Origin of the sequence: Mesorhizobium sp. M7A.F.Ca.CA.001.04.2.1 (genome assembly GCF_003998485.1) — a bacterium.
GTDB lineage: Bacteria > Pseudomonadota > Alphaproteobacteria > Rhizobiales > Rhizobiaceae > Mesorhizobium > Mesorhizobium ciceri.
The window spans coordinates 80,624-104,955 of record NZ_RZQT01000006.1 but is presented as its reverse complement, the minus strand read 5'-3'; the positions used below and the strand labels follow the sequence as shown (position 1 = coordinate 104,955).

The window sequence follows — 24,332 nt, the reverse complement described above, 5'->3', positions numbered from 1 at the left end:
GTGATGCCGCGCCCTGCACCTGCCGTGGAAAGCGTTTCGCCGCTGCCGCGTGCGATCGTCATGCCATCTATCGAAGGCATGGACATGCTGCGCAAGCCCGAAGCCCCGCCGGAGCGGCCGCCAGCCTCGCGCGGCGGGCCGATCTTCTGGATCGCCGGCATCGGCGCTGCCTTGGCCGCCTTCTGGGTTTCCGGCGGGCACGCGCTGGTGCGCCAGGTGCCGTTCCTGTCCAGCGCGCAAGCGTCGGCGCTCAGCATTTCGGGCGTCACGTCACGCGTCGATGCTTCCGGACCGAACCCTGCGCTGTTCGTCGATGGCGAGGCCGCCAATGACGGCGCCAAACCGGCGCAGCTGCCGCCGCTTGAAATCCGGGTGACCGGCAATGACGGGCACATCACCCGCTATACGTTGGGGACATCCGGCCGTTCGCTGGCCTCTGGCGAAAGATTCGGCTTTGCCAGCCGGCTCGACGTGCCTAGAAACGGTGTAAGAACTGTATCGGTCACCTTCGCCGAATAGCGTGTGCTGATATTCAGGTGAGACTGGCCGCAAACGGCGGTTTCCTGCGCTTCCGGTGCTCACGTACTTCAGTACGCTCCGCTCCGGTTCTCGGAAACCACCGTTTTCGACTCAGCCTGACCTGAATCTCAACACATGCTGGGCGTGAACGCGTTTAGGCAAGAAAATCAGCGGGGCGAAAAATGCCAATTGTACGCGGCAAGGACATCGAAGTCCTGTTTTCTGCATCGGCGATCGCGCGGCGCAATCTCGAACTCGCCAAGGAGATTGCCGGACACGACTACCATGACCTCCTGGTGATCTCGGTGCTGAAGGGGTCGTTCATCTTCGCCGCAGATCTCATCCGCGCCATGCACGATGTCGGCCTGTCGCCGGAGGTCGAATTCATCTTCATCTCCAGCTATGGCGCCGGCACCAGCAGCGGCGAGGTGAGGGTGCTGCGCGACATCGACAATGAGGTCGCTGGCCGGGACGTGCTGCTGATCGACGACATTCTCGAATCGGGCAAGACGCTGACCTTCACCCGGGAGCTGATGCTGTCGCGGGGCGCCAAGAGCTGTTCGATCGCCGTGCTGCTCGACAAGCGCATGCGCCGCCAGACCGAACTCAATGCCGATTATGTCGGCTTCGACTGCCCCGACTATTTCGTCGTCGGCTACGGCATGGATGTAGCCCATGCCTTTCGCGAGTTGCCCTTTGTCGGTGTCGTCAAAGGGGATGCCTGAGCGGCATCAAAAAGGTTTGCTGATCCTCAGCGCTTTCAGGAAAAGTCAACTTTTGGCGGCCAAATATGCCGGCCATGGCAAAGCTTCTGATCGTCGAGGACGATGAGTCCGTCCGCACCCTGGCCGCCCGCGCGCTTGAACGCGCCGGGCACACAATCGATATCGCGGCGGATGGCGCGCAGGGGCTTGCGCTGATCCAGGCCGCGCGTGGCGGCTATGATCTCGTCGTCTCCGATATCCGCATGCCGGAGATGGACGGCATCGAGATGGCGATAGCGGCGGCAGCATTGTTTCCCGCCATCAAGATCGTGCTGATGACCGGCTATGCCGACCAGCGCGAGCGCGCCGAGGAATTGAACGGCATCATCCTCGATGTCGTGCAGAAGCCCTTCACGCTGGCTGAAATCCGCTCGCGTGTCGAACGGGCGCTGATCTGCTTCGCCTGATCAGGCTGGGTCGGCAGCAGCGAGCACAGGTGGAGTACTCTTGCGCCGTTCGGTGCTGAGCGCCAGCAGGCCGGCGCCGATGATCAAGGCGGCACCGATCACGGTCGTCGACCGCGGCACCTCGGCGAAGAACAGGAAACCCCACAGCGGCGACCACAGGATGCCGGTATATTCGAAGGTGGCAACGCGGTTGGCCGGCGCCATCCGGTAAGCCTGCGACAGCAGGATCATGCCGGCGGAGGCGACGAAGCCGCAGGCGGCCATCTTGAGAAAATCCGGCAGCGTCGGCCAAAGCCATGGCCGTACCAGGAATTCCAGGCTGGGGTGGACGGCGTGGGTTATGCCGGCAAGGTGAAACGCGCCGGCAACCACGGCGGCGCCAACCAGATAGGCGCCGTTCTGATAGAAGGCCATCACGGTGGACGATTCGGTGTCGCCGATCTTGCGGGCCATCAGCTGCGAAAAACCATAGAGCGCCGCCGAGCCCAGCGACAGCAGCGCTGCCCAGTCGAACAGCCCTGCGCCGGGGCGCAGCATCACGAGGACGCCGAACAAGCCGATCAGCACGGTTGCCAGTGTCTGCCAGGAGACGCGCTCGCCAAGGTAGGGCCCGGCCAGCACCATGATGAACAGCGGCGCCATGAAATAAAGCGCCACCGCATCGGCAAGCGGCAAGGCGGCGATGGCCAGGTAGTACATCGTATAGGAGGTGAACTGGATGAAGGCGCGCACCGTCAGCATGCCGAATCGCTTCGACAGGATCGCCCGCAAGCCGACATCGGCATGCACCAGAACGATCAGGATCGGCAGAGCGACGATCGAGCGGATCGCCATCACCTCGGTCACTGGATAACCGCTCGACACGGCTTTGACGAGCGGATCCTGCAGCGAAAAGACCAGCACGCCGAGGCACAGGCTCAGGATGCCGCCCACCATCCGATTTTGCATCTGCATCCAGGCTCCTGCGCGTACGATCCGAAGCTGCCGCCTGCGGGGTAAAAAGAACCCGCCACCGTTTCGGGCAGCGGGCACGAGTGAGGACTCTTGATTGGTCCGCGGCTGATTTCGCAGCCGCATATCCAATGGGTGAGGCGACTATCATCCGCCGTTTGACATGTTGCAAACGAATTGGAATGATGCCAGCAATCAAATTCTCTTATGACGGATTTCATGCGGCCGACCCTCGACAGCGACCTCCTGCGCACCTTCGTGGCGATTGCCGAGACCGGCAATTTCACCAAGGCGGCGGAGCAGGCCGGCCGCACCCAATCCGCGGTGTCGATGCAGATGAAGAAGCTCGAAGATCTGATCGGCGCCAGCCTGTTCGAGCGCGGTTCGCGCGGCGTCGCGTTGACGCGGCGCGGCGGCGAACTCATCGTCAACGCCCGCCGCATCGTCTCGCTGCTCGACGAGACGTCGGCATCGATGGCGGCAGCGCCGCTTGGCGGGCCGGTGCGCATCGGCATTCCGGAGGAATATGGCCACGCCATCCTGTCGCGCGCGCTCGGCGCTTTCTCGAAGCGTCATACGCAGGTCGAGGTCACCGTGCGCTATGCCCATTCCGGGGCACAGATGGCGGCGCTCGCTGCCGGCGAGCTCGATCTGTGCGTGGTGTTCGAATGGCAGGATCCCGCCGGCGGCGAAGTGCTGATGCACGACCCGACCGTGTGGGTGACATCGTCGCTGCATCACATGCATGAGGAACAGCCGGTGCCGATCGCGCTCTACAACCGGGCCGGCTGGTGCAAGGACTTCGCCATCAAGTCGTTGGAGCAGCGCGATCTTGCCTATCGTGTCGCCTATACCAGCGACACCACCGGCGGCCTCAAGCTCGCCGTCACCTCCGGACTGGCGATCGCGCCGATCTCGCGCAGCAACATTCCGGACGGCTGTCGTGAACTGACCACGGCGGACGGATTCGGCGCCATCGATTCCTCGAACGTGGTGATGCACCGCAACCCGAACGCGTCAGGCGAGGCGATCGACGGCATGCAGGATGCGATCCGCGAAGCCTTCGTCAACAGGCTCAGTCAGCCGGCGGCATCCTCGTAGAAATGCAGCCTGTTGCCGAACGGATCGGCGACCGATACTTCGCGGGTCTTCCAAGGCGTCTCTTCCACGCCTGGCCTGGCGAAGCGGTAGTTCTTGCCGATCAGCTCGCCATGAAGAGCCGTGATGTCCTCGACCTCGATGCGCACGGCGATGCCGGGTGCACCGTCGCCATGATGTTCGCTGAGATGCAGGACGCAGCCGTCGCGGCCGATCGCCATGTAGAGCGGCGCCTCGTCGGCGAAGCGATGTTCCCACTGCACCTTGAAGTCGAGGAAGCCGACATAGAATTCACGCGCCTTGGCAATGTCGAAGATGCGCAGGATGGGTGTGACGGCGCCAAGTCTGGGCATGGTGGTGCAACCGTGCGAGAGGGTTTTCAGGTGGGATGGACGGGGGCGGCGATCCCCTTGTTTTTTCGCAATTCCGGACGGAAAACCGCTTCACACATTTCCTGGAATTGCTCTATTTCAGCTCGAGCAGCCGTTCCAGATAGCTGCGTTCGATGTCAGGGCTGAGCGCATTGCCGAGCCGCTTGCGGATCGCTTCCAGAATCTGGCGGGCGCGCTGGACGTCGATCTCGTCGGGCACCTTCACCGAATCGCCGAAATCGGGACCCTGGCTGGCGCGCGGCCGGCCGAGCGGATCGCGATCGGCGTTCTGCTGGCGGCCGCCTTCCTCGCCGCCACCCTGGTCGCCCTGCATGGCCTGCATCTGCTTCATCATGTCCTTGGCGCCCTTGCGCAGCGCTTCCAGCGCCCGGCCCTGATGGCCGACGGCCGCATCGCCTTCGCCCTCGCCGAGTGCCTGTTCGGCATTGCCCATGGACTTGCCGGCCTCGCCAAATCCTTCATTGGGCTCCATACCCATGCCTTCAAGGCCCTTCTTCAGCTGTTCGAGGTCGCTCTGCAACTGGCCCTGACCCTGCTGCAGCTGTTTCAGCGCATCGGCGAATTCCTGGGGCGTCATCGGCTTTTGCCGGGCTAGCGGATCGCGGTCTTCGCCGACGCCGGGTCTGTCCTCATCCTGGCCGCCTTCGCCGAGCTGCTCGTCACGGTTCTGCCCGCGCTGGCGCTCGCCGCGCTGCATCTGATCCATGCGGAAGGTGTCGTTCATCATCTCCTGCTGACGGCGCAGGATCTCGCCCAGCTTGTCCATCTGCTGGCGCATCTCGCTGTCCTGCTGGCCGCCTTGCTGCTGACGGCCGGCCTGCAGATTGTTCATCATGTCCTGCAGTTGCGACAGCAATTGCTGGGCCTTGTCGCGATCACCGGACTTCGCCAGGTTCTCGATCTGGTCCATCATGCGATCGATGTCGCTCTGGCGCAGTTCCTGGCCATTCTGCTGCATCTGCGGGGCGTTGGGATTTTGCTTGGCGCGCTCCGCGAATTCCTGCAGGAACTGGTTCATCGCCTCGCGCAGTTCCTTCATCGCCTTTTCGATTTCAGCGTCGCTGGCGCCATTCTTGATGGCGTCCTGCAGCGCCTGTTGCGCCTGGCGCAGCCGCTTTTCGGCGGCCGAAAGATTGCCTTCCTCGATGCCGAGCGCGATTTCCCAGAGATAGGAGACCTCGCTGCGCAATTGATCGTCGCTGTCGGCCATCTTCAGCCGGGTGCGGGCGCTCATGATGGCGAGGTAGTGGGACATGTTGTCGAACGTGTCTTCCGGCCGCAGCGTGATGGCGTCCATCAGGTCGAGCACGCGCGGCTTGGCGTTGGCGTCGAGCGCCAGCAGGCGGCGCTGTTCGATCACGGCGCGTGCCAGCGGATTGGCGAAAGGCCGCTCCGGCATCAGCAGCGTCTTGGTTTCGCTCGATGCGGTGTGCCCGGCATCGTCGGTGGCGACCAGCGTCAGCTTGATGCCGCTGCCGGCCCAGACATGCTCGGTCAGGTCCTTCGAGGTCCTGGCGGCGTTCGACTTGCCGCCGCGGCGCGGCAGCGTCAGCGGCATTTCAGGTGCACCGTACAGTGGACGCGCATTCGGCGCCTGCGGATCGGCAAGCGCGAACACCGCCTTGGCGGTGGCGGCGCCATAGTCGTCGTCGATCTGGTAGTTGAGCTCGAAGGCGCCGTTGGCGGCGCGCTTGGGCTCGCCGACGAAGCGGATCTGCGGCGGCTTGTCCGGTACGACCGCGAAGGCCCAGCGGCCGAGCTGGTCCTCGCCCGACGTCAGCGTCAGCGTGCCGTCGCCGGTCAGCTTGCTGGTGAACTGGCGCACCTTGGACGGCGTAGCCGGGCTTGCAGCCGGCTTGGCGGCGGCCTGCGGCGCAGCCGGGTCGATGGCGCGGGAATTGCTATTCTTGTCGGCGTAGCCGAGCGTTTCCTCGCCTGAGCCGCCCGTCACGCGCAGCGAAACGTCACTGCCTTCGGGAACCGTAAAGGTCGGGATGGCCTGGTTGGCGTCGGCGGTCAGGAAGATCGGCGGCTTGCCGGTGTAGGACGGCGGCGTCACCCAGGCGTCGATGCGCGGCGGCACGATATCGCGCGCGCCATGGGCATTGAAGCCGTCGCTGATCCTGCCGCCCGTCGGCCCGAAGGAGAAGGCGAAGGCGGTAACGAGCAAAAGTGCCGCTACCGCGCGCAGGGCCCAAGGGTCGCGCTCCGGCACGCGCGTGCGCGGCAGGTCGGCGCCAACGTTGTCGAGCTTTCCGGCCATGCGCTTCTGGTGTTCGCGCCATAGCGCCTGCGAGAAGCTGCTTTCCCGGCCGCTTGGCCGGTCGGTCTGCACCAGCACCGGGCTGTGCAACAGTTGATTGGCTGCCTCGATGCGGCGGTCGATTTCGCCGGCGCCCGGCAGGCGGAAGAAACGCAGGGGATAAAGCGCGGCCAGTGCTGCTATGGCAAAGGCAGCGACCAGGCCGATGCGCGTCATATCCGGCAGCCGGGAGAATAGCCCGAGCCAGGAGATGCTGAGGAACAGGCTGGCAACGATGACCAGGGGAAGCAGCAACGGCCAGCCGCGCTCGACCACCATCGAGACCCGCGTGGCCAGCCTGCTCAAAGCCAGCCGCCCGGCGAGGCCGCGATCGCTGCTGAAGGTGGGTCGTTGCGTCATCGGCCCTTCCTTGAGCCTATGGCATCCCGAAACCGGGATGCGGCCCTATCCCTTTGAGCATGATCTGTTCCGAAAGGGATTCCATGTTTCGGGATCATGCTGTGGAGCGGGCAGATAGCCCGACGCCTCACGACTCAAAGAATACCAGCAAACACGGCAAAGGCGAGGCAGTTCGAAAAAACGTGAAATGGACCGTTATAGTTCCATCCTGCATACCCTTTAGAAGGCAGCAGGCCCTTTAGAAGGTAGCGGGGTCCGCATTCGCCCCGCAGACCAGCACGGCGAGCCGTTCGCCCTGCGCCGGCGCATAGCGGCCCGACAGGATCGCGGCAAAGGCGGCCGCACCTCCCGGCTCGGAGATGATGCGGGTTCGGTTCCACAGCGCCTTCTGCGCGGCGACGATGTCGTCGTCGCCGACCAGGATCGAGCGTTCGACATAGGCCTCGGCGATCGGGAACATCATTTCGCCGACGCGCTTTGGCGCCAGTGAATCGGCGGCGATGCCCTCGGCCGGCGCGTCGACGGGGTGCCCGGCCTCGAAGGCGCGATGCAGCGTCGGCGCTCCTTCCGGCTCGACGGCGATGATACGGATGCGGCCGGCGAACCAGGCAGCGATGCCGCCGATCAGGCCGCCGCCGCCGACAGCGACCAGCAGCGTGTCGATCCGAGGCAAATCGGCCTCGATTTCGAGCCCAAGCGTGCCCTGGCCGACCAACGTTTCCTCCTGGTTGAAGGCGTGAATCTGCAAGGCGCCGGTCTCCTCGGCGAACCGTTCGCTGGCGGCCAGCGCTTCGGCATAGCGGGCGCCGCCGACGATCAGCTCGGCGCCATAGGAGCGGATCCGTTCCAGCTTGGCCGCCGGGCTCACTTCGGGAACGAAGATGGTCGCCTTGTGGCCAAGCCGCATGGCGGCATAGGCGACGGCCGCGCCATGGTTGCCGCCCGATGCTGCGACGACACCGGCCTTTGGGACCGCACGCTCCAGCAGGTTGGTGAAGGCGCCGCGCGCCTTGAACGAGCCGGAATGCTGCAGGCATTCGAGCTTCAGGTCGACGGCCAGCGGCGGCCGATCGAAGTCGGCCATGTCGACGCGCAGCACCGGCGTGTGCCTGATATAGGGGCGGATGCGCGGTTCCATCGCGGCAATGCGCTCGCGTGTGACGGTGATGCCGTTCGTCATGATTGCTCCCTGTGACGGGTCGGTGTGTTTCCGGCGCTTCTATGCAAGCCAGTCGGGCACGGAATCCAGCCCGATCAGGTCGTCATAGGTCAGGCGTGGGCGCACGACGTGGAACCGGTCGCCGTCGACCAGCACTTCCGGAACCAGCAAGCGGGTGTTGTAGGTACCGGCCTGCACCGCGCCATAGGCGCCCGCGGTGGAGACGGCAATCAGGTCGCCGGCCTTCAGCCTGGGCAGATCGCGGTCCAGGCCGATATAATCGCCGGTCTCGCAGACCGGGCCGACGACGTCGACCATCATGCGCGGCGTGTCCGCCGGCGGCTGCACGACCGGACGGATATCGTGGAAGGCATCGTAGAGCGTCGGCCGGATGAGATCGTTCATGGCGGCGTCGACGACGAGGAAGTTCTTGGCGTCGCCTTCCTTTACGAAGATCACTTCCGAGACGAGGATACCGGCATTGCCTACGATCAGCCGGCCCGGCTCGAACATTACCTTCAGCCCGAGCTTGGTGACATGCTTCCTGACGATCTGGGCATAGGCATCGGGCAGCGGCGGCGGGTTGTTGTCGACGCGATAGGGGATGCCGAGGCCGCCGCCGAGGTCGATATGCTCGATGGCATGGCCGTCCGCCCGCAGCGCGCCGACCAGATCGACAAGCAGGGCGAAGGCGTCGTCGAAGGGCTGCAGCTCGGTGATCTGGCTGCCGATATGGGTGTCGATGCCGGTGATCCTGATGCCGGGAAGCGTTGCCGCGCGGGCATAGACCTGCCGCGCCCGCTGCCACGGGATGCCGAATTTGTTCTCGGCCTTGCCGGTGGAGATCTTCTTGTGGGTCCTGGCGTCGACATCGGGATTGATGCGCAGCGAGATCGGCGCCACCTTGCCAAGGGCAACGGCTCGCGCCGACAACAGCTCAAGTTCAGGCTCGGACTCGACGTTGAAGCAGAGAATGCCGGCGGCAAGGGCAAAGTCCATTTCGCGCGCAGTCTTGCCGACGCCCGAAAACAGGATCTTGCCGGCCGGAATGCCGGCGGCCAGCGCCCGGCGCAATTCACCTTCCGAAACCACGTCGGCGCCGGCGCCGAGCTTCGCCAGCGTCCGCAGGACGGCCTGGTTGGAATTGGCCTTCATGGCGTAGCAGACCAGCGTGTCGAGCCCGGCAAAGGACTGGGCAAACACCCGGTAGTGCCTGGTCAGGGTGGCCGTCGAGTAGCAGTAGAATGGCGTGCCGACCTGTGCGGCGATATCTGGTATCGCCACGTCCTCGGCATGGAGCACGCCGTCGCGGTAGTCGAAATGGTTCACGGGAGTGATTCCGGAAGTTGCGGCAAGATGAGATCGGGTTGGAAGGCCCCGCTCTCGTCGGCCTAGATCAGCGGGTCGAGGATGAACTTCTTGTCCTTGACCGGTTTTTCCGGCTCCGGCGGCACGGGCTGATGGGCCTTCGAGGCATCCTTGCGCGCCTGCACGGCCGCCTCATAGGGCGTGTCGAGACCGCCCCTCCTGCCGCAGGCCGAGACGGCCGCGATCGCCACCAGCAGCGTCAGCGTCACCAAAATCCTGCTTCCGGTCATCGATCCATCCGTCCGAAACGTTTGTCAGCCGCCGCTTTTAGCCGAGTTCTCGGCGCATTGCACCCCGAGATATTGCTCGTCGCAATATCTGGCGCAACGTCCGGATATTGCTGGTCGCATGTCCGGGATATTGCTGGCGCAACATCCGGCATTACGCTTTCGCCAGTCGCTTTTTCCAGGCGCGGATCTGCTTCCTCACTTCCGACGGCGCGGTGCCGCCGAAACTGGTGCGGCTCTTGACCGAGTTCTGCACCGCCAGCACTGAGAATATGTCGGCCGTGATGCCGGGATCGATCGACTGCAAATCCTCCAGCGAAAGCTTCTCCAGCCCCACCTTCTTGTCTTCGGCCAGCGCCACCGCCCGGCCGGTGACATGATGCGCCTCTCGGAACGGCAGGCCGAGCGTGCGCACCAGCCAGTCGGCAAGGTCGGTTGCTGTCGCGTGGCCGGAGCCGGCGGCCTTCTTCATCGCGGCTGCGTTGACCGTCATGTCCGAGACCATGCCGGTCATCGCCGCCAGCATCAGGTCGAGCGTCTCGGCGGCGTCGAATACCGATTCCTTATCTTCCTGCATGTCCTTGCCATAGGTCAAAGGCATGCCCTTCATCACCGTCAGCAGGCCGACCAGATGGCCGGTGACGCGGCCGGTCTTGCCGCGCACCAGTTCGGCGGCATCGGGATTCTTCTTCTGCGGCATGATCGACGAGCCGGTGGAAAACGAGTCCGACAGCCTGACGAAGCCGAATTGCGGCGTCGACCAGATGATGATCTCTTCGGCCAGCCGCGACAGATGCGTGGCGCAGATCGCGGCCATGGCAAGGAACTCGAGCGCGAAATCGCGATCCGAGACGCTGTCGAGCGAATTGCGCATCGGCTCGCGGAAGCCGAGCCCCTTGGCGGTCCGGTGGCGGTCGATCGGGAAGCTGGTGCCGGCAAGTGCGGCGGCACCGAGCGGGCTTTCGTCCATGCGTTCGATCGCATCCCGGACACGCGACAGGTCGCGCGAAAACATCTCGACATAGGCCATGCAGTGATGGCCGAAGGTCACCGGCTGGGCCGCCTGCATATGGGTGAAGCCCGGCATCACGGTCGCCGCATGCTCCTCGGCCCGCTCCAGCAACGCCTCAATCAACCCCTTCAACGCCTCGGCGACGCGAAAGCACTCGTCCTTGACCCAGAGCCGCAAATCGACCGCGACCTGGTCGTTGCGCGAGCGGGCGGTGTGCAGGCGGCCGGCCGCCGGGCCGATCAGATCGGCAAGGCGCGCCTCGATGTTCATGTGGATGTCTTCGAGCCGCGTCGAGAACTCGAAGCTGCCGGCCTCGATCTCTCTCAGGATCGTGTTCAGCCCGTCAGCGATTTTTTCTTGATCGGCCGCCGAAATAATGCCCGTTTGCGCCAGCATCTCGCTATGGGCGATCGAGCCTTTGATGTCCTGCGCATAGAGTTTGCGGTCGAAGGAGATAGACGCGTTGATCGCTTCCATGATGGCGGCCGGACCCGAGGCAAAACGTCCGCCCCACATCTGGTTGCTGGTTTTCTTGTCGCTCATGGCTATAACCCGTGCTTCGGAGCAGTTTTGAGAAATGGCAGACGGTAGTAGATTCTTCCCGGCCCCGCGCCTGATCCTCGCCGCCTTGGTGGCGGGCGCGCTGGCGGGCGCGGTCGCGGTATATGTCAGCGAGAGCCGGTCTGGCAACAATGCACCGGCACAAGCTGCCGTGGGTGAGAGCAAGGACGACGTGGCCTGCGCGGCCAAGAGCGACCGCGCCAAGAAGGTCGCGGCTTCGGCCATCGGTGAGGTCGCGGCACTTTTGCCCGCCGATCCGCCACAATCCCTGAAGAGCCTTGCCTTCAACGGTCCGGACGGCAAGCCGATGACGCTTGCCGATCATGCCGGCAAGACGGTGCTGCTCAATCTGTGGGCGACATGGTGCGCGCCGTGCCGTGCCGAAATGCCGGCGCTCGATGCGCTGCAGAAGGAAAAGGGCAGCGACGCCTTTCAAGTGATCGCCGTCAATGTCGATGCCGGCGACGATGTGAAGCCGAAGAAGTTCCTCAGCGATACCGGCGTCGCGACGCTTGGCTATTACCGGGATTCGACGATGGCGCTGTTCAACGACCTCAAGAAGCGCGGCCTGGCGCTAGGCCTTCCTGTCACCATGCTGGTCGACGGCGAGGGCTGCCTGATCGCCCATATGAACGGCCCGGCCGAATGGTCGGGGCCGGACGCCAGGCGGCTGGTCGAGACGGCACTCAAGCCCGAGAGCCTCTAGTCTAGCGTGTGGCTAGCGCAGGTGCCGGTGCGAAGGCCAGAACGCTTCTGTCGCGCAAGGTAGCGGGTTTGCTGCCGACAGCGGGTGCGACGACACCGGTCAGATCGCCGAATTCTTCGATGAGAGCTGGCCTGCCGATATAATAGCCCTGGCCGATCTCGCAGGCTTCGGCGTCCAGGAATTTCAGTTCGCCGAGCGTCTCGACCCCCTCCGCCAGAACCGGCAGGCCGAGACCGCGTCCAAGTCCCAGGACGGCGCGCACGATCGCCGCGACCTGGCCGTTCTTGTCGACCGACTTGATGAAGGAGCCATCGATCTTGATCTTGTCGAAGGGGAAGGCGCGGAGGTTGGAGAGCGAGGAATAGCCGGTTCCAAAATCGTCCATGGCCACGCGCACGCCCAGCGCCTTGACCTGCCGCAAGGTGGCCAGCGCCCGCGGCATGTCCTTGACAAGCGCCGTCTCGGTGATCTCAAGCTCGAGCCTGCCGGGCGCCAGGCCGGAATTCAGCAATGTTTCGTGGACCTTGCGGCTGAAATTCGTGTTGTGGAGCTGCACCGCCGAAACGTTGACGGCCACTGTCAGCGGATTTTCCCAGCGGGCGGCTTCCTCGCAGGCAGCCGTCAGCACCCATTCGCCAATCTGGCCAATGGCGCCGCTGTCTTCGGCCACCGGGATGAATATGGCCGGCGACACGTCGCCGCGCGTCGGATGCCGCCAGCGGACCAACGCTTCGAAGCCGACCATCTTTCCGCTGCTGATCTCTTTCTGCGGCTGGTAGACGAGATAGAACTCCTGGCGTGCGACCGCCTGGCGCAGTTCGTGCTCCATGACGCGCTTGTCGCGGGCCTCGGCCCCCATCGATGCTTCGAAATAACGGTAAGTGTCCTTGCCTTCGGTCTTGGCCCGGTAGAGTGCCGTATCGGCGTGGCTTATCAGGCTGGCCTGGTTTTCGGCATCCGACGGATACAGCGCAATGCCGATGCTTGCCGACACAAGGCCGCCGCCGACCGAGAGCCGGTTTTCCTCGCGCATGGCTGTCAGCACGGCGTTGGCGATACGGCCCGCCTCCAACGGGTCGGCCAGGTTCGGCGCGATGATGGCGAACTCATCGCCGCCCAGCCGCGCCACCATCTGCCCTGGAAGAAGGATACCGGTCGCGCACTGCGCAACCTTCTGCAGCATGGCGTCGCCTGCGCCGTGCCCATACAGGTCGTTGACCTCCTTGAACCGGTCGAGATCAAGCAGCAGAAGCGCAAGCTGGCCGCCTTTCCTGGTCCGGACCATCGTAGCGATTTCCGTCTCCAGCCGGCCGGAAAAGCTGCGGCGATTGGCCAGTCCGGTCAAGGGATCGAAATGGGCAAGCCGCAGGATCTCCTGTTCCGCCTTCTTGCGCTCGCGAATGTCGCGGACCGCGACCACGTTGTGCGGTTTGCCACAGTAGTCGATGCTCCTGGCGATCAGCTCGACAGGAATGCTCGTGCCATCGCGACCGCTCAATTCGGCCTCCTGCGGCTGTTCGCCGAAGCCCGACATATCGGATCCGAAGAGATCGCCAAGCTGCATTCCGTTCAGGGTCGCTGTTGCTATGCCCGTCAGTGCCGCAATGCTGTCATTGGCACTGATGATGCGGTTGCCGTCGCAGACGATCAGCCCCTCCACAGCGGCATTGGCCAGGCCGTGCATGCGGTCGACCTCGAGCTTCTGGCGACGGAAGCGCAAATCGATCCACAGCGCCGATGCCGACAGAACCAGGATCACCAGTGTGGCGGCGGCGGCCGCGAAAGCCTGCGAGGTCGGCTCGATCGTGTATTCGGATATGACGATCGAGGGATCGGGGAAGATCGAGACGGCACCCATACCGATGAAATGCAGGGTGCAGATCGCCAGCGTCAGCAGCACCGCGCCGCCGGATGTCGCCTTCAAGGAGGGGCGGCGCTGCACGACACGCAGCGCCAGCGCCGCGAGCGTTACGCCGGCCAGCAGGGAAACGGCGACAAGCAACAGGTTCCACTCGATACGGCCCTGAACCTCGAACGCCGCCATGCCGATGTAGTGCATGGCTGCGATACCGCCGCCCAGCACGGCGCCGCCGACGAGATGATAGTCGAACTCATCCCGCAAGGTGGCGATCCACATGCCGGCTGCCGTCAAAGTGACCGAAGCAGCGAGCGAAAGCACGGAGAGTGCCGGATCATAAGCACTGGGTATGCCCGGTGTGAATGCGAGCATGGCGATGAAGTGCGTTGCCCAGATGCCAAAGCCGGTCGAAGTGGCCGCGATCATCAGCCAGGCAAGCCGGTTCCGATCTGTGGAACGGCTTATGTGCTGAAGCAGGTTGACAGCAGAGAAGCAGGAAATTCCGCAGATCAGCGCAGCGAGTGCGACCAGTCTCAGATCATGTTCGTTGACGATACAATTGTAGACCGTCAGCATTTATTTCACCTGATCTTTGGAAATAAACAGGGCAGCAGGATTGAGTAGCGCGTTGCCGTTGAGGGATCGATAAAGTCGGCTGCAACCTTGGCGTGTCTCTTCGGGTTGCTGCGGCTGCAATCAGGGCTGACACGCCGAAAGCCAGCTTGACAGTCCCGACGGTGCTTCCTGGCGCGCTTGTCGTCGCGCTAAGCCGGCTAACCGTATCGCTCTCCATGCCTCCAAGCGGAGGCGAGCGTTGCGTCAGGTAAAGGGTGAAGTTCGTCGATCTGCAACAAAACCGTTGTCTGATTGTCATGAGCGACACATATTGCCTTCGCGGGAGTGCCCCCTTTCGCCAATGACAAACGGGAGATGAAACATGAAGTCCTTCGGCTTCGCGGCCGGTGTTGCCGCTACCTTTATGACGCTTTCCTCAACCTCCGCTTTTGCCGTCACGCAGATCAGTTGGTGGCACGCCATGACTGGCGCCAATGCCGAAGTCGTCGACAAGATCTCCAAAGATTTCAATGCCAGCCAGAGCGACTATGAGCTCGTTCCGGTGTTCAAAGGCACGTATCCCGAGACGCTGAATGCCGGCATTGCCGCCTACCGCGCGGGCCAGGCGCCAGACATCATCCAAGTGTTCGACGTCGGCACCGGCGTGATGATGGCGGCCGAAGGTGCCATCAAGCCCGCAGCCGATGTGTTGACCAGCGCTGGAATGACCTTCGACAAGAGCCAGTATCTGCCAGGCATAGTCGGCTATTATTCGAAGCCGGACGGCACCATGCTCTCCTTCCCCTACAACTCCTCCTCGCCGATCCTTTATTACAACAAGGATATCTTCAAGAAGGCTGGTCTCGACGTCGATAGCCCACCCAAGACCTGGAATGAAGTGTGGGAAGACGCCAAGAAGATCAAGGCGAGCGGCGCGGCCGCCTGCGGCTACACCTCGACCTGGCTGACCTGGATACATCTGGAGAATTTCGCGGCCTGGAATGACGTGTCATGGGCCACCCAGCAGAACGGTCTGGCCGGCGGCGATGTCGAGCTCAAGATCAACGCGCCGATTTTCGTCAACCATTTCCAGGCGCTGGCGGACCTCGCCAAGGACGGCACCTTCAAATATGGCGGCCGCACCTCCGAAGCCAAGCAGATCTTCCTTGCGGGCGAATGCGGGATCATGACCGAATCGTCCGGCGGACTTGGCGATATCGTCAAGTCCGGCATGAATTACGGCATTGGCCAATTGCCGTATGACAGCGACGCCAAGGGTGCGCCGCAGAACACGACGCCGGGTGGCGCCAGCCTGTGGGTTTTCGCGGACAAATCCGATGAGGAATACAAGGGCGTCGCGGCCTTCATCGCCTACCTGTCGAAGACCGAGGTGCAAGAATACCTGCACCAGAAGTCGGGTTATCTGCCGGTAACGCTGGCGGCTTATGAAGCGACCAAGAAGTCCGGTTTCTATGACAAGAATGTCGGCCGCGAGACCCCGATCCTGCAGATGACGGGTAAGACGCCGACCGACAATTCCAAGGGCGTACGTCTGCCGAATCTGCCGCAGGTGCGCGATATCCAGAACGAGGAGTTCGAGAAGATGCTCGCCGGCCAGCAGACCGCGCAGCAGGCGCTCGACAATGCGGTTACGCGTGGCAATGCCGCGATCAAGGAAGCGCTGGGGAATTAGAGCGAGCGCAGGTCCTTGCTCTACGGCGCACCCACCTGTCCCGCCGGGCATCTCCCCTCGTGAGGGGAGTTTTGCCGTCCTTTGCGATTTCGCCAATGGTCGATGATGCCCAGTCCGAAACGCTCATCAAAGCCATCTTGGCGGAGAGGGGTGCCGCATGGTGCCCCCCGCCTCATCACCTCGGAGTGGCTCCGTGACCCCTCGCGTCGTGTTCCCCAACAAGGTCCTTCCCTACCTGCTTGTGGCGCCGCAACTGGCCATCACGCTCGTTTTTTTCTACTGGCCGGCCGGTCAGGCGTTCTACCAATCCATGCTCAGGCAGGATCCGTTCGGGCTGAGGACCAAGTTCGTCTGGTTCGCCAATTTCAGGAAAGTGCTTGCCGATCCGGCCTACCTGAACTCGATCAAGGTCACGGTGGTGTTTTCCCTTGCGACCGCTATCGTCGCCATGTGCGTGGCGCTCCTGCTGGCGGTCATGGCAGAGAAGGTGGTGCGCGGCAAAGGTCTCTACCGCACGCTCTTGATCTGGCCCTACGCGGTGGCGCCGGCGATTGCCGGTATGCTGTGGCTGTTCCTCTTCAACCCTTCGATCGGGTCGCTGGCCTACATGCTGAGGAGTTTCGGCATCGCCTGGGATCCACTGCTCAATGGCACCCACGCCATGATCCTGCTGGTGTCCGCCGCTGCCTGGAAGCAGATAAGCTACAATTTCCTGTTCTTCGTCGCCGGCCTGCAGGCGGTGCCGAAAGCCTTGATCGAGGCCGCGGCCATGGACGGCGCCGGCGAGACCAAGCGATTCTGGACCATCGTCTTCCCGCTGCTTGCGCCGACGACCTTCTTCCTGCTGGTCGTCAACACCGTCTATGCCCTGTTCGACACGTTCGGCATCGTCCATGCCGTCACCGGGGGCGGTCCGGGCAAGACGACTGAGACGCTGGTCTACAAGGTCTACAATGACGGCTTCGTCAATCTGATCCTCGGTGACTCGGCGGCGCAGTCGGTCATCCTGATGATCATCGTCATCTCGCTCACCGCCATCCAGTTCCGCTATGTGGAACGCAAAGTCCATTACGGCTGAGGGCGAGCGATGATCGGCCAGTCACCGCTCCGCACCGTCATCGCCCACGCCGTGCTGATTCTCGGCATATTGATCGTCGCCTTCCCGATCTACTACACATTCGTTGCCTCGACGCAGACGCTGCAAACGATCCTCAGGCCGCCATTGCCGCTCCTGCCCGGCGATCAGCTCTGGAACAATTACAGCGAGGCATTGTTCGGCGGTGTCGGCCGCATCGGCGGCGTCAGCGTCGGCAGGCTGCTGCTCAACACGACGATCATGGCGCTCGGCATCGCGGTGGGAAAGATATTCATCTCGATCCTGTCTGCCTATGCGATCGTGTTCTTCCGCTTTCCGCTGCGCATGACCTTCTTCTGGCTGATCTTCATCACCCTGATGCTCCCCGTCGAGGTGCGCATCCTGCCAACCTACAAGGTGATGGTCGATCTCGGCATGATCGACACTTATGCGGGCCTGATCATCCCGCTGATCGCCTCGGCCACCGCCACGCTGCTGTTCCGCCAGTTCTTCATGACGATTCCTGGCGAATTGGTTGAGGCGGCGCGGGTCGATGGTGCGGGGCCGTGGCGCTTCTTCTTCGATATCCTGTTGCCGCTGTCGCGGACAAATATCGCGGCGCTGTTCGTCATCCTCTTTATTTATGGCTGGACACAGTATCTGTGGCCGTTGCTCGTCACCAACAGCAGCAACATGAACACGATCGTCATCGCGCTCAGAAAGATGGTCTCCTTCGCCGATGCCGATACGCAATGGCACCTGGTCATGGTTACAGCGATGCTGGCCATCGTGCCGCCGATCCTGGTCGTGGTGCTGATGCAACGCTGGTTCGTTCGCGGCCTGGTCGATTCCGAAAAGTGAGAAGCTGATGGCGACCGTCGATCTGAAGGATGTGAAGAAGGTCTACCCCAGCGGTTTCGAGGCCGTGAAGGGCGTTTCAATCGCGGTTCCCGACAAGGAGCTTTGCGTGCTGGTCGGCCCGTCGGGTTGCGGCAAGTCCACGCTGCTCAGAATGATCGCCGGGCTTGAAACCATCTCCTCGGGAACAGTTGCGATCGACGGCAAGATCGTAAACTCAACCGGTCCGACCGAGCGTGACATCGCCATGGTGTTCCAGAACTACGCGCTCTATCCGCATATGAAAGTCTACGACAACATGGCCTATGGGCTGCGCAACCGCGGCACGCCGAAAGATGAGATCGACAGCCGGGTCCGCGCGACGGCGAAAATACTGGAACTTTCGGCGCTGCTCGACCGCCGCCCGCGCGAGCTTTCCGGCGGCCAGCGCCAGCGTGTCGCCATGGGTCGTGCCATTGTGCGCAATCCGAGAGTTTTCCTGTTCGACGAGCCGCTTTCCAATCTCGATGCCAAATTGCGTGGCCAGATGCGCGTCGAGATAAAGAACCTGCAGCGCTCGCTTGGCGTCACGTCGGTCTATGTCACACATGACCAGCTCGAGGCGATGACGTTGGCCGACATCCTCGTCGTCATGAATGCCGGACTGGTCGAGCAAATGGGGGCGCCGCTCGACGTCTACGAAAGGCCGGCCTCGACCTTCGTCGCTTCCTTCATTGGCGCGCCGCCGATGAATCTCCTGCCCCTTTCGCAAGGCCCGGCTGGTCCGGCGCTGGCTGATGGCAAGACGATTGAATTTGCGCCTGCGAACGCCGTCACGCTCGGCTTCCGCCCCGAGGATGCCGACGTCACCTTCGGGTCCGAGGCACCGTCCGGCGCGCTCATCCTGCCGGCGCTGGTCGAGGCAGTCGAACCGGTAGGCGCCGAAAGTTTCCTTCACTGTGCTGCAGGTGGCAGCAGGATCGTCGTGCGGGTCGCGGGTCGCGCTACCGCCACGGTTGGCAACCAATTGCGCGTGGTTGCCAAGGCAGAAAAGCTGCACTGGTTCGATCAGGCCGGAAAGCGCGTCGGCTAATCAGAAAGATATGCCTACGCTCCACCCACGCGGCGTTCAGGCGAAGACATGCGCCTTTCCCGATACAGTCAGCCGGACGATCTCGCCGACCGCCGGCGCGTCCATGCCCGGTTTGCGCAGGACCAGCGGCGTGTTGCCGATCGCTGCCGCATCGGGCGGATCGGCATTGTTCAAGAGCCGCACCGCGACCGTGCACATCGAGCCGGCGAATTCGGATTCCGTCACCTCGCCGAACAGCATGTCCGAGGTGCCGGACATACCCTCGCGCGACGTTCTCTTCAGCGCGATCTGCTCCGGGCGAAGCATGATGCGGGCGATATCGCGGCTGTCATGGGTGTCGACCGCGATGCGGCCGAGCGGCGAGTTGGCGAAGCCATTTGATATCTTGGCCGGCAGGATGATGGCGTCGCCGAGGAATTCGGCGATCATCCTGTCCTTCGGCTTGAGATAGAGCTCGCGCGGCGTGCCGATTTGCGAGAACTTGCCGTCGCGCATCACCGCGACCTGGCTGGCGAAGGACAGCGCTTCGGCCTGGTCGTGCGTCACCAGGATGGTGGTGATGCCGGCGGCCTCCAGAAGTTCGGCCACCGCCTTGCGCATCGAGGCGCGCAGGCCGGTATCGAGCGCCGAGAACGGCTCGTCGAGAAGCATCAGCCTGGGCTTCATCGCCATGGCCCGGGCCAGCGCCACACGCTGCTGCTGGCCGCCGGAAAGCTCGTGCGGGCGGCGTTTGAGGATCGCCTTGTCGAGCCCGACGATATAGGCGAGCTCGACGATGCGCTCAGCGCGCTTGTCCTCGCCGCGGCCCATGCCGAAACCGATATTGTCGCCAATGGTCAGATGCGGAAACAGGGCACCATCCTGCGCCACCACACCGATGCCTCGGCGATATGCCGGCACCGCAGCGCCGCCGTTGGCCAATATGGCACCGTCGAGCGTGATGTGGCCCTGGTCCGGAGCCTCGAAGCCGGCAATCAGCCGCAGCAGGGTCGTCTTTCCGCAACCGGAAGGGCCGACGATCGCCGTGCGGCTGCCGCTGGCGACGCTGAGGTCGACGCCGGCAAGAGCCGCCACGGGACCGTATTGCTTGTGCAGGCCGCTGATTTCGAGAAAGCTCATCGTCCGGCCATCCGTTTCGACTGGACATAGAGCAGCCAGGTCAAGGGCAGCGACATCGCCACCATGATGAAGGCGTAGGGTGCCGCCGAGGCATAATCAATCTCGCCACTGTAGGACCAGAAAGCCATCGCCAGCGTGCGGGTGCCGTTCGGTGCCAGCATCTGGGTGGCGGTCAGTTCGTTCATGATGCCGAGCGCCACCAGGGCCATGCCGGCCGCGGCACCCGGCGCCGACAGGCGGATCGTCGTCGACCACAGCGCCTGCAGCGGCGGCCGGCCGAGGCTGGAAGCGGCGCGTTCGAGCTCGACCGGCGCCTGCGCGATCGATGCCCGCAGGCTGACCAGCGCGCGCGGCAGGAACATCAGCGCATAGGCAACCAGGATGGTGAACAAGGTCTGGTAGAGCGGCAGCGCGATGCGTACGGTGATAGTGACCAGCGCCAGTGCGATGACGACCCCGGGCAGCGAGCCGACGATGTAGTTGCAGCCCTCCAGAAGACGCTGCAATGGCCCCGGCGCGCGGATCGAGATCCAGGCCATCGGCATGGCGGCGACGGTGGCGAGCAACGCGCCGGCGAGCGCCAGGAACAGCGTCTGGCCAAGCGCCAGGCCGATCTCGTCCAAGCGCCAGACAGCGGAGCCGCCGGCGGCAAGCCAGCCGCCAATGGTGACGAACGGCACGCCGAGCGCCAAAAGCGTGATGACGACAAGCAAGAGCAGGCTAGGCAGGGTGGCGCGTCCGAGGCTTGTGCGTTGCTGATGGCGCGCCGCGCCGGAGCCGACACGGGCATAGCGCTCCTCGCCGCGCACCAGCACTTCGAGGCCGAGCAGCACGAAGCAGCAGCTGACCAGCACGCCGGCCAGCATGTTGGCGGCCGGTCCATTGAAGGTCGACTGGAACTGGTCGACGATCGCCGTGGTGAAGGTGTCGAAGCGGATGAAGACATAGAGGCCGTACTCGGCCAGCAGATGCAGGCCGACCAGCAGCGAGCCGCCGCAGATGGCGAGCCGCAATTGCGGCAGCACGACCCGCCAGAACACGCGCCGGGGCCCAAGGCCGAGTGCGGCGGCGGCGTCTTCCAGGGCGGGATCGAGACGGCGCAACGCCGCCGACACCGGCAGATACAGGAACGGGAAATAGGCGATCACGGAAACCAGCACGCCGGCCCACAGGCCGTGCAGTCCCGGCACCATGGTGACCCAGGCATAGCTGTGCACAAAAGCCGGGATGGCGAGCGGCGCCACGCACAGCCAGGCCCAGAGCCGGGCGCCCGGCAGGTCGCTGCGCTCGGTCAACCAGGCCAGCGAAACCGACAGCACGATGGTGATCGGCACCGAGAGCGCGACCAGCAGGACAGTGTTGACCAGAAGCTCGCCGACACGCGGCCGGAAGACCAGTGCCGAGACTGTTTCCCAGCCGGTCTGCACCGCGATCCAGATGATGAAGGCAAGCGGCACCAGCGCCAGCAGCGCAACGAAGATGGCGGCGAGGACCAGCCAAAGCGGTGCGCGTCGCCGAGCCCTTCGGCCTGTGCCCGAAGGCAGGCCCGAATGCGCGAGATCGACCGCTGACTGCATCAGGTCAGACGCCGTGCCGTTGCCGTCCAGCGGCAGCAATTGAAGGACCGCGATCGCGGTCGGGAACACAGCGTGTCGTCATCGACGAATGCCATCTCGAAAAACAAAATCACTCCCGCGGAAGGCGAATTCCCGCGGGAGCGTGGTCGGGTGTCCTTTTAGGACGAATGGCAACTAAAGCAAGCCGGCTGCCGTCATCAGATCGGTCACCTTCTTGGAGTTCAGCGTCGTGGCATCGACCTTCGGCGCCTGCAGATCGGCGAGCGGCACCAGCTTCGGGTTGGAGTCCGCACCCTTGCCGACCGCGTACTCGAAGGAATCGCCGGTTTTCAGCACGTCCTGACCGCCTTTGCCTGTCAGCCATTTCAGGAACGCCTGGGCTTCCTTCGGATGCTTGCTCGAAGCCAGCACACCGCCGCCGGAGATCGAGACGAAGGCGCCCGGATCCTGGTTCTTGAAATAGTGCAGCGCGACATTCTTGCTGTTTTCGCCGGTCTTGGCCTGATCGCCGAAATAGTAATAGTGATAGATCACGCCGCCTTCGATCTCGCCGGCATTGACCGCCTTCATCACCGTGCTGTTGCCCTTGTAGGCGGTGAAATTGGTTTTCATCGCTTTCAGCCAGTCGGCGGTAGCGGCTTCACCTTTGAGCTGGAGCAGGGCGCTGACGATGGCCTGGAAATCAGCGCCCGAGGGGGAGGCGGCCCAACGGCCTTTCCAGCTCGGATCGGCGAGGTCCAGCATCGACTTGGGCAACTGGTCGGCAGTCAGCTTGGTCTTGTTATAGGCAAAGACCGTGCTGCGCGCGGCAACGCCGACCCATTTGCCGCTGGCCGGCTGATAGTCCTGGGGAACCTGCGCCAGCGTGTCCGCGTCGACCGGCGCGAACAGGCCGGCGCTTTCGACCAGCGCCATGGCCGGTGAGTTTTCGGTCAGGAAGACGTCTGCGGGCGAAGCAGCGCCCTCGGCGACGATCTGGTTGGAGAAATCGCTGTCGCCGCCATTGCGCACGGTGACCTTGATGCCTGTTTCCTTGGTGAAGCCTTCGGCCCACGCCTTGGTCAGGCTTTCGTGCTGGGCGTTGTAGACAATGATGCCATCCTCTTCCGCCTTTGCCGGACCGGCGATGAGGCTGATTGCCAGCGCGGCGGCGCCGGCGAGGGTGGAAAGAGCGTATTTCATGGCATTGTCCTCGATTTCGGGGGTCCTAGGTCTGTCACGGCTGCACCTATCGATACATGACAGCTATAGTCAACATTGTTGGTGTGCTTCAATCGGTCGCTGACGTGCAAAGGTCGGTGCCGAACGGACAATTCCGCGTGATGCTCACGGTTCGGCGGTGCCGCAAACTTTCGTGACTTGCCGACAGTTTGGCTTGGACATTATTTCGCCGGCCACGTAACAAATCAGCGCCGAGACGCGAAAATCGGGGAGTGAACTCTTGTGAGCGGCAAGGACGAGGCCGAACTTTCCCGGCTGATGCGGGCCGCGATCGCGGGAGATGAAAGGGCTTACGCCGACTTTCTGCACCGGATTGCCGCGCTGGTTCGCGGTTTTGCCAGGCGCAAGATCGTGCAGGGCGGGGTCGATCCCGAGGATGTCGTGCAGGAAACCTTGCTGGCCATTCATGTGAAACGGCATACCTGGCGTCAGGATGCGCCGGTGTTGCCGTGGGTCTATGCGATTGCCCGCTTCAAGCTGATCGATGCGTTCAGGCGGCGCGGACGGCGCATCGAGATCGACGTCGACGATATCGCCGAGACGTTCGCCGAGCCGGAAACCGAGACCGTCAGCGAGCGCGACATCAACCGTGCATTGGACGGTCTGTCGCCGGCTCAGCGCTCCGTGGTCTCGGCCGTGTCGGTGGAAGGGCGGTCCATCGGCGAGACGGCGGCAAAGTTCGGCATCAGCGAGACGGCGGTGCGGGTGTCGCTGCATCGCGGACTTGCCGCGATAGCCAAGCGATTCGGGCAGGGGCGGTTCGGGCGGGAATGACATGAGAACGGACGATCTCATCAAGGCGCTGGACGCCGATGCAACCAGCAAGGCGATGCCGCTGCAATCGGCCTGGTGGCTGGCCGCCGGTGCGGCAGCGGTGATCGCGGCCGTCGTTTTCCTGCTGACCATCGGCCCACGCCCGGATTTCATGGCGGCCGCGCACACGATGCGCTTCCTTTCCAAATTCGTTTTCACCATCGTGCTTGCCGTCAGCGCCTTCGCCCTGATCCGCGCCTTGTCGACACCGGGTGCGTCGACGGGCCGGGCGATGGTTGGGATGGCTGCGGCGCCAGTGCTGGTAGCCGTGGCGGTGGTTCTGGAGCTTTTCATGGTGCCGGAGGCGCTGTGGGGAACCAAAATGGTCGGCTCCAACATGATGATCTGCATGGCTTTCATCCCGCTGATCGGCCTCGGTCCGCTTGCCATCTTCCTGTGGATGCTGCGCTACGGGGCGCCGACACGGCCGGTGCTTGCCGGTGCGGTGGCAGGCCTGCTCGCCGGCGGGCTGGCGGCAACCTTCTATGCCGCCCACTGCTTCGACGATTCGCCGCTTTTCGTCGCCACCTGGTACACGATAGCCATTGCAGCGCTCGCATTGCTTGGCGCGCTCGGCGGACGGTTTTTCGTGCGCTGGTAGCGTTGCGCCACGCTCGCCCGCTCGCGCATACCGATCCTTAATCATGCCGGCAATTGTTTGCCGG

22 protein-coding genes are annotated in these 24,332 nt (G+C 63.5%); 11 read left to right on the top strand and 11 right to left on the bottom strand.

Features of this window, described 5'->3' with window-relative positions:
* The 3 genes from EN955_RS03870 to EN955_RS03860 all read left to right on the top strand — a co-directional run.
* On the top strand, positions 1-519 hold a 519-nt coding region (locus EN955_RS03870; RefSeq protein ID WP_127223396.1), incomplete at its 5' end, for a hypothetical protein.
* A gap of 182 nt (positions 520-701) precedes the next feature.
* Complete coding sequence (hpt, locus tag EN955_RS03865; protein ID WP_024503764.1) at positions 702-1,244, top strand: hypoxanthine phosphoribosyltransferase; 543 nt, start codon at positions 702-704, stop codon at positions 1,242-1,244.
* A gap of 74 nt (positions 1,245-1,318) precedes the next feature.
* A complete protein-coding gene (locus EN955_RS03860) occupies positions 1,319-1,690 on the top strand; it encodes a response regulator (RefSeq protein ID WP_024503765.1) in 372 nt (123 codons plus the stop codon).
* Here EN955_RS03860 and EN955_RS03855 read toward each other — a convergent pair whose 3' ends face one another.
* Complete coding sequence (locus EN955_RS03855) at positions 1,691-2,638, bottom strand: DMT family transporter (protein WP_024503766.1); 948 nt, start codon at positions 2,636-2,638, stop codon at positions 1,691-1,693. It abuts the gene before it with no gap.
* A gap of 222 nt (positions 2,639-2,860) precedes the next feature.
* On the opposite strand from EN955_RS03855, the gene EN955_RS03850 reads away from it, so the two are divergent.
* The gene (locus EN955_RS03850) at positions 2,861-3,742 is read left to right on the top strand and encodes a LysR family transcriptional regulator (RefSeq protein ID WP_024503767.1); all 882 of its coding nucleotides are present in this window, start codon (positions 2,861-2,863) and stop codon (positions 3,740-3,742) included.
* Here the strand turns inward: EN955_RS03850 and EN955_RS03845 are convergent.
* The 6 genes from EN955_RS03845 to argH all read right to left on the bottom strand — a co-directional run bounded on the left by EN955_RS03845 (position 3,721) and on the right by argH (position 11,102).
* Positions 3,721-4,092: a glyoxalase superfamily protein gene (locus EN955_RS03845; protein WP_024503768.1), complete on the bottom strand. Its 372-nt coding sequence runs from the start codon at positions 4,090-4,092 to the stop codon at positions 3,721-3,723. The genes EN955_RS03850 and EN955_RS03845 overlap by 22 nt on opposite strands.
* Before the next feature lie 112 nt (positions 4,093-4,204).
* Positions 4,205-6,793: a TIGR02302 family protein gene (locus tag EN955_RS03840; RefSeq protein ID WP_024503769.1), complete on the bottom strand. Its 2,589-nt coding sequence runs from the start codon at positions 6,791-6,793 to the stop codon at positions 4,205-4,207.
* Between the two features lie 238 nt (positions 6,794-7,031).
* Positions 7,032-7,973, bottom strand: coding sequence for a threonine/serine dehydratase (locus tag EN955_RS03835; protein ID WP_024503770.1), 942 nt, complete (start codon positions 7,971-7,973; stop codon positions 7,032-7,034).
* 39 nt (positions 7,974-8,012) lie between these two features.
* Positions 8,013-9,281, bottom strand: a complete 1,269-nt coding sequence (gene lysA / locus EN955_RS03830; RefSeq protein WP_013529408.1) for a diaminopimelate decarboxylase — start codon at positions 9,279-9,281, stop codon at positions 8,013-8,015.
* 62 nt (positions 9,282-9,343) lie between these two features.
* The gene (locus EN955_RS03825) at positions 9,344-9,550 is read right to left on the bottom strand and encodes a lipoprotein (protein ID WP_013529409.1); all 207 of its coding nucleotides are present in this window, start codon (positions 9,548-9,550) and stop codon (positions 9,344-9,346) included.
* Between the two features lie 151 nt (positions 9,551-9,701).
* Positions 9,702-11,102, bottom strand: coding sequence for an argininosuccinate lyase (argH, locus tag EN955_RS03820; protein ID WP_032899293.1), 1,401 nt, complete (start codon positions 11,100-11,102; stop codon positions 9,702-9,704).
* A 34-nt stretch (positions 11,103-11,136) separates the two neighbouring features.
* Between argH and EN955_RS03815 the strand changes: the two genes are divergently transcribed.
* The gene (locus EN955_RS03815) at positions 11,137-11,826 is read left to right on the top strand and encodes a TlpA disulfide reductase family protein (RefSeq protein ID WP_032899295.1); all 690 of its coding nucleotides are present in this window, start codon (positions 11,137-11,139) and stop codon (positions 11,824-11,826) included.
* A gap of 1 nt (position 11,827) precedes the next feature.
* Here the strand turns inward: EN955_RS03815 and EN955_RS03810 are convergent, their stop codons facing one another.
* Entirely contained in the window at positions 11,828-14,260 is a 2,433-nt protein-coding gene (locus EN955_RS03810; protein WP_024503772.1) for an EAL domain-containing protein, read from the bottom strand.
* A 361-nt stretch (positions 14,261-14,621) separates the two neighbouring features.
* Here EN955_RS03810 and ugpB point away from each other — a divergent pair, with 361 nt between their 5' ends.
* From ugpB to EN955_RS03790, 4 genes are all read left to right on the top strand, one after another.
* Positions 14,622-15,932, top strand: a complete 1,311-nt coding sequence (gene ugpB, locus EN955_RS03805) for a sn-glycerol-3-phosphate ABC transporter substrate-binding protein UgpB (protein WP_024503773.1) — start codon at positions 14,622-14,624, stop codon at positions 15,930-15,932.
* 157 nt (positions 15,933-16,089) lie between these two features.
* Positions 16,090-17,010 (top strand): sn-glycerol-3-phosphate ABC transporter permease UgpA, encoded by a 921-nt coding sequence (gene ugpA / locus EN955_RS03800; RefSeq protein ID WP_050580468.1) that lies wholly within the window; start codon positions 16,090-16,092, stop codon positions 17,008-17,010.
* A gap of 9 nt (positions 17,011-17,019) precedes the next feature.
* Positions 17,020-17,868, top strand: a complete 849-nt coding sequence (gene ugpE, locus EN955_RS03795; RefSeq protein WP_024503775.1) for a sn-glycerol-3-phosphate ABC transporter permease UgpE — start codon at positions 17,020-17,022, stop codon at positions 17,866-17,868.
* Positions 17,869-17,875: 7 nt separating this feature from the next.
* Entirely contained in the window at positions 17,876-18,937 is a 1,062-nt protein-coding gene (locus EN955_RS03790) for a sn-glycerol-3-phosphate import ATP-binding protein UgpC (RefSeq protein ID WP_024503776.1), read from the top strand.
* Positions 18,938-18,973: 36 nt separating this feature from the next.
* Here EN955_RS03790 and EN955_RS03785 read toward each other — a convergent pair whose 3' ends face one another.
* From EN955_RS03785 to EN955_RS03775, 3 genes are all read right to left on the bottom strand, one after another.
* A complete protein-coding gene (locus EN955_RS03785; protein ID WP_013529417.1) occupies positions 18,974-20,056 on the bottom strand; it encodes an ABC transporter ATP-binding protein in 1,083 nt (360 codons plus the stop codon).
* Positions 20,053-21,633, bottom strand: a complete 1,581-nt coding sequence (locus EN955_RS03780; protein ID WP_024503777.1) for an iron ABC transporter permease — start codon at positions 21,631-21,633, stop codon at positions 20,053-20,055. Before EN955_RS03780 ends, EN955_RS03785 begins: the two co-directional genes overlap by 4 nt.
* 174 nt (positions 21,634-21,807) lie before the next feature.
* Complete coding sequence (locus tag EN955_RS03775; RefSeq protein ID WP_013529419.1) at positions 21,808-22,815, bottom strand: iron ABC transporter substrate-binding protein; 1,008 nt, start codon at positions 22,813-22,815, stop codon at positions 21,808-21,810.
* A 261-nt stretch (positions 22,816-23,076) separates the two neighbouring features.
* Between EN955_RS03775 and EN955_RS03770 the strand changes: the two genes are divergently transcribed.
* A complete protein-coding gene (locus EN955_RS03770) occupies positions 23,077-23,628 on the top strand; it encodes a sigma-70 family RNA polymerase sigma factor (RefSeq protein WP_013529420.1) in 552 nt (183 codons plus the stop codon).
* A 1-nt stretch (position 23,629) separates the two neighbouring features.
* Positions 23,630-24,268: an NrsF family protein gene (locus EN955_RS03765; protein ID WP_013529421.1), complete on the top strand. Its 639-nt coding sequence runs from the start codon at positions 23,630-23,632 to the stop codon at positions 24,266-24,268.
* Positions 24,269-24,332 lie beyond the last annotated feature (64 nt).

Excerpts from the sequence above, each read along its gene's own strand:
- hpt (WP_024503764.1), top strand. The coding sequence starts at position 702 with ATGCCAATTGTACGCGGCAAGGACATCGAAGTCCTGTTTTCTGCATCG.
- EN955_RS03860 (WP_024503765.1), top strand. The coding sequence starts at position 1,319 with ATGGCAAAGCTTCTGATCGTCGAGGACGATGAGTCCGTCCGCACCCTG.
- EN955_RS03855 (WP_024503766.1), bottom strand. The coding sequence starts at position 2,638 with ATGCAAAATCGGATGGTGGGCGGCATCCTGAGCCTGTGCCTCGGCGTG.
- EN955_RS03850 (WP_024503767.1), top strand. The coding sequence starts at position 2,861 with ATGCGGCCGACCCTCGACAGCGACCTCCTGCGCACCTTCGTGGCGATT.
- EN955_RS03845 (WP_024503768.1), bottom strand. The coding sequence starts at position 4,092 with ATGCCCAGACTTGGCGCCGTCACACCCATCCTGCGCATCTTCGACATT.
- EN955_RS03840 (WP_024503769.1), bottom strand. The coding sequence starts at position 6,793 with ATGACGCAACGACCCACCTTCAGCAGCGATCGCGGCCTCGCCGGGCGG.
- EN955_RS03835 (WP_024503770.1), bottom strand. The coding sequence starts at position 7,973 with ATGACGAACGGCATCACCGTCACACGCGAGCGCATTGCCGCGATGGAA.
- EN955_RS03825 (WP_013529409.1), bottom strand. The coding sequence starts at position 9,550 with ATGACCGGAAGCAGGATTTTGGTGACGCTGACGCTGCTGGTGGCGATC.
- argH (WP_032899293.1), bottom strand. The coding sequence starts at position 11,102 with ATGAGCGACAAGAAAACCAGCAACCAGATGTGGGGCGGACGTTTTGCC.
- EN955_RS03815 (WP_032899295.1), top strand. The coding sequence starts at position 11,137 with ATGGCAGACGGTAGTAGATTCTTCCCGGCCCCGCGCCTGATCCTCGCC.
- EN955_RS03810 (WP_024503772.1), bottom strand. The coding sequence starts at position 14,260 with ATGCTGACGGTCTACAATTGTATCGTCAACGAACATGATCTGAGACTG.
- ugpB (WP_024503773.1), top strand. The coding sequence starts at position 14,622 with ATGAAGTCCTTCGGCTTCGCGGCCGGTGTTGCCGCTACCTTTATGACG.
- ugpA (WP_050580468.1), top strand. The coding sequence starts at position 16,090 with ATGGTGCCCCCCGCCTCATCACCTCGGAGTGGCTCCGTGACCCCTCGC.
- ugpE (WP_024503775.1), top strand. The coding sequence starts at position 17,020 with ATGATCGGCCAGTCACCGCTCCGCACCGTCATCGCCCACGCCGTGCTG.
- EN955_RS03790 (WP_024503776.1), top strand. The coding sequence starts at position 17,876 with ATGGCGACCGTCGATCTGAAGGATGTGAAGAAGGTCTACCCCAGCGGT.
- EN955_RS03785 (WP_013529417.1), bottom strand. The coding sequence starts at position 20,056 with ATGAGCTTTCTCGAAATCAGCGGCCTGCACAAGCAATACGGTCCCGTG.
- EN955_RS03780 (WP_024503777.1), bottom strand. The coding sequence starts at position 21,633 with ATGCAGTCAGCGGTCGATCTCGCGCATTCGGGCCTGCCTTCGGGCACA.
- EN955_RS03775 (WP_013529419.1), bottom strand. The coding sequence starts at position 22,815 with ATGAAATACGCTCTTTCCACCCTCGCCGGCGCCGCCGCGCTGGCAATC.
- EN955_RS03765 (WP_013529421.1), top strand. The coding sequence starts at position 23,630 with ATGAGAACGGACGATCTCATCAAGGCGCTGGACGCCGATGCAACCAGC.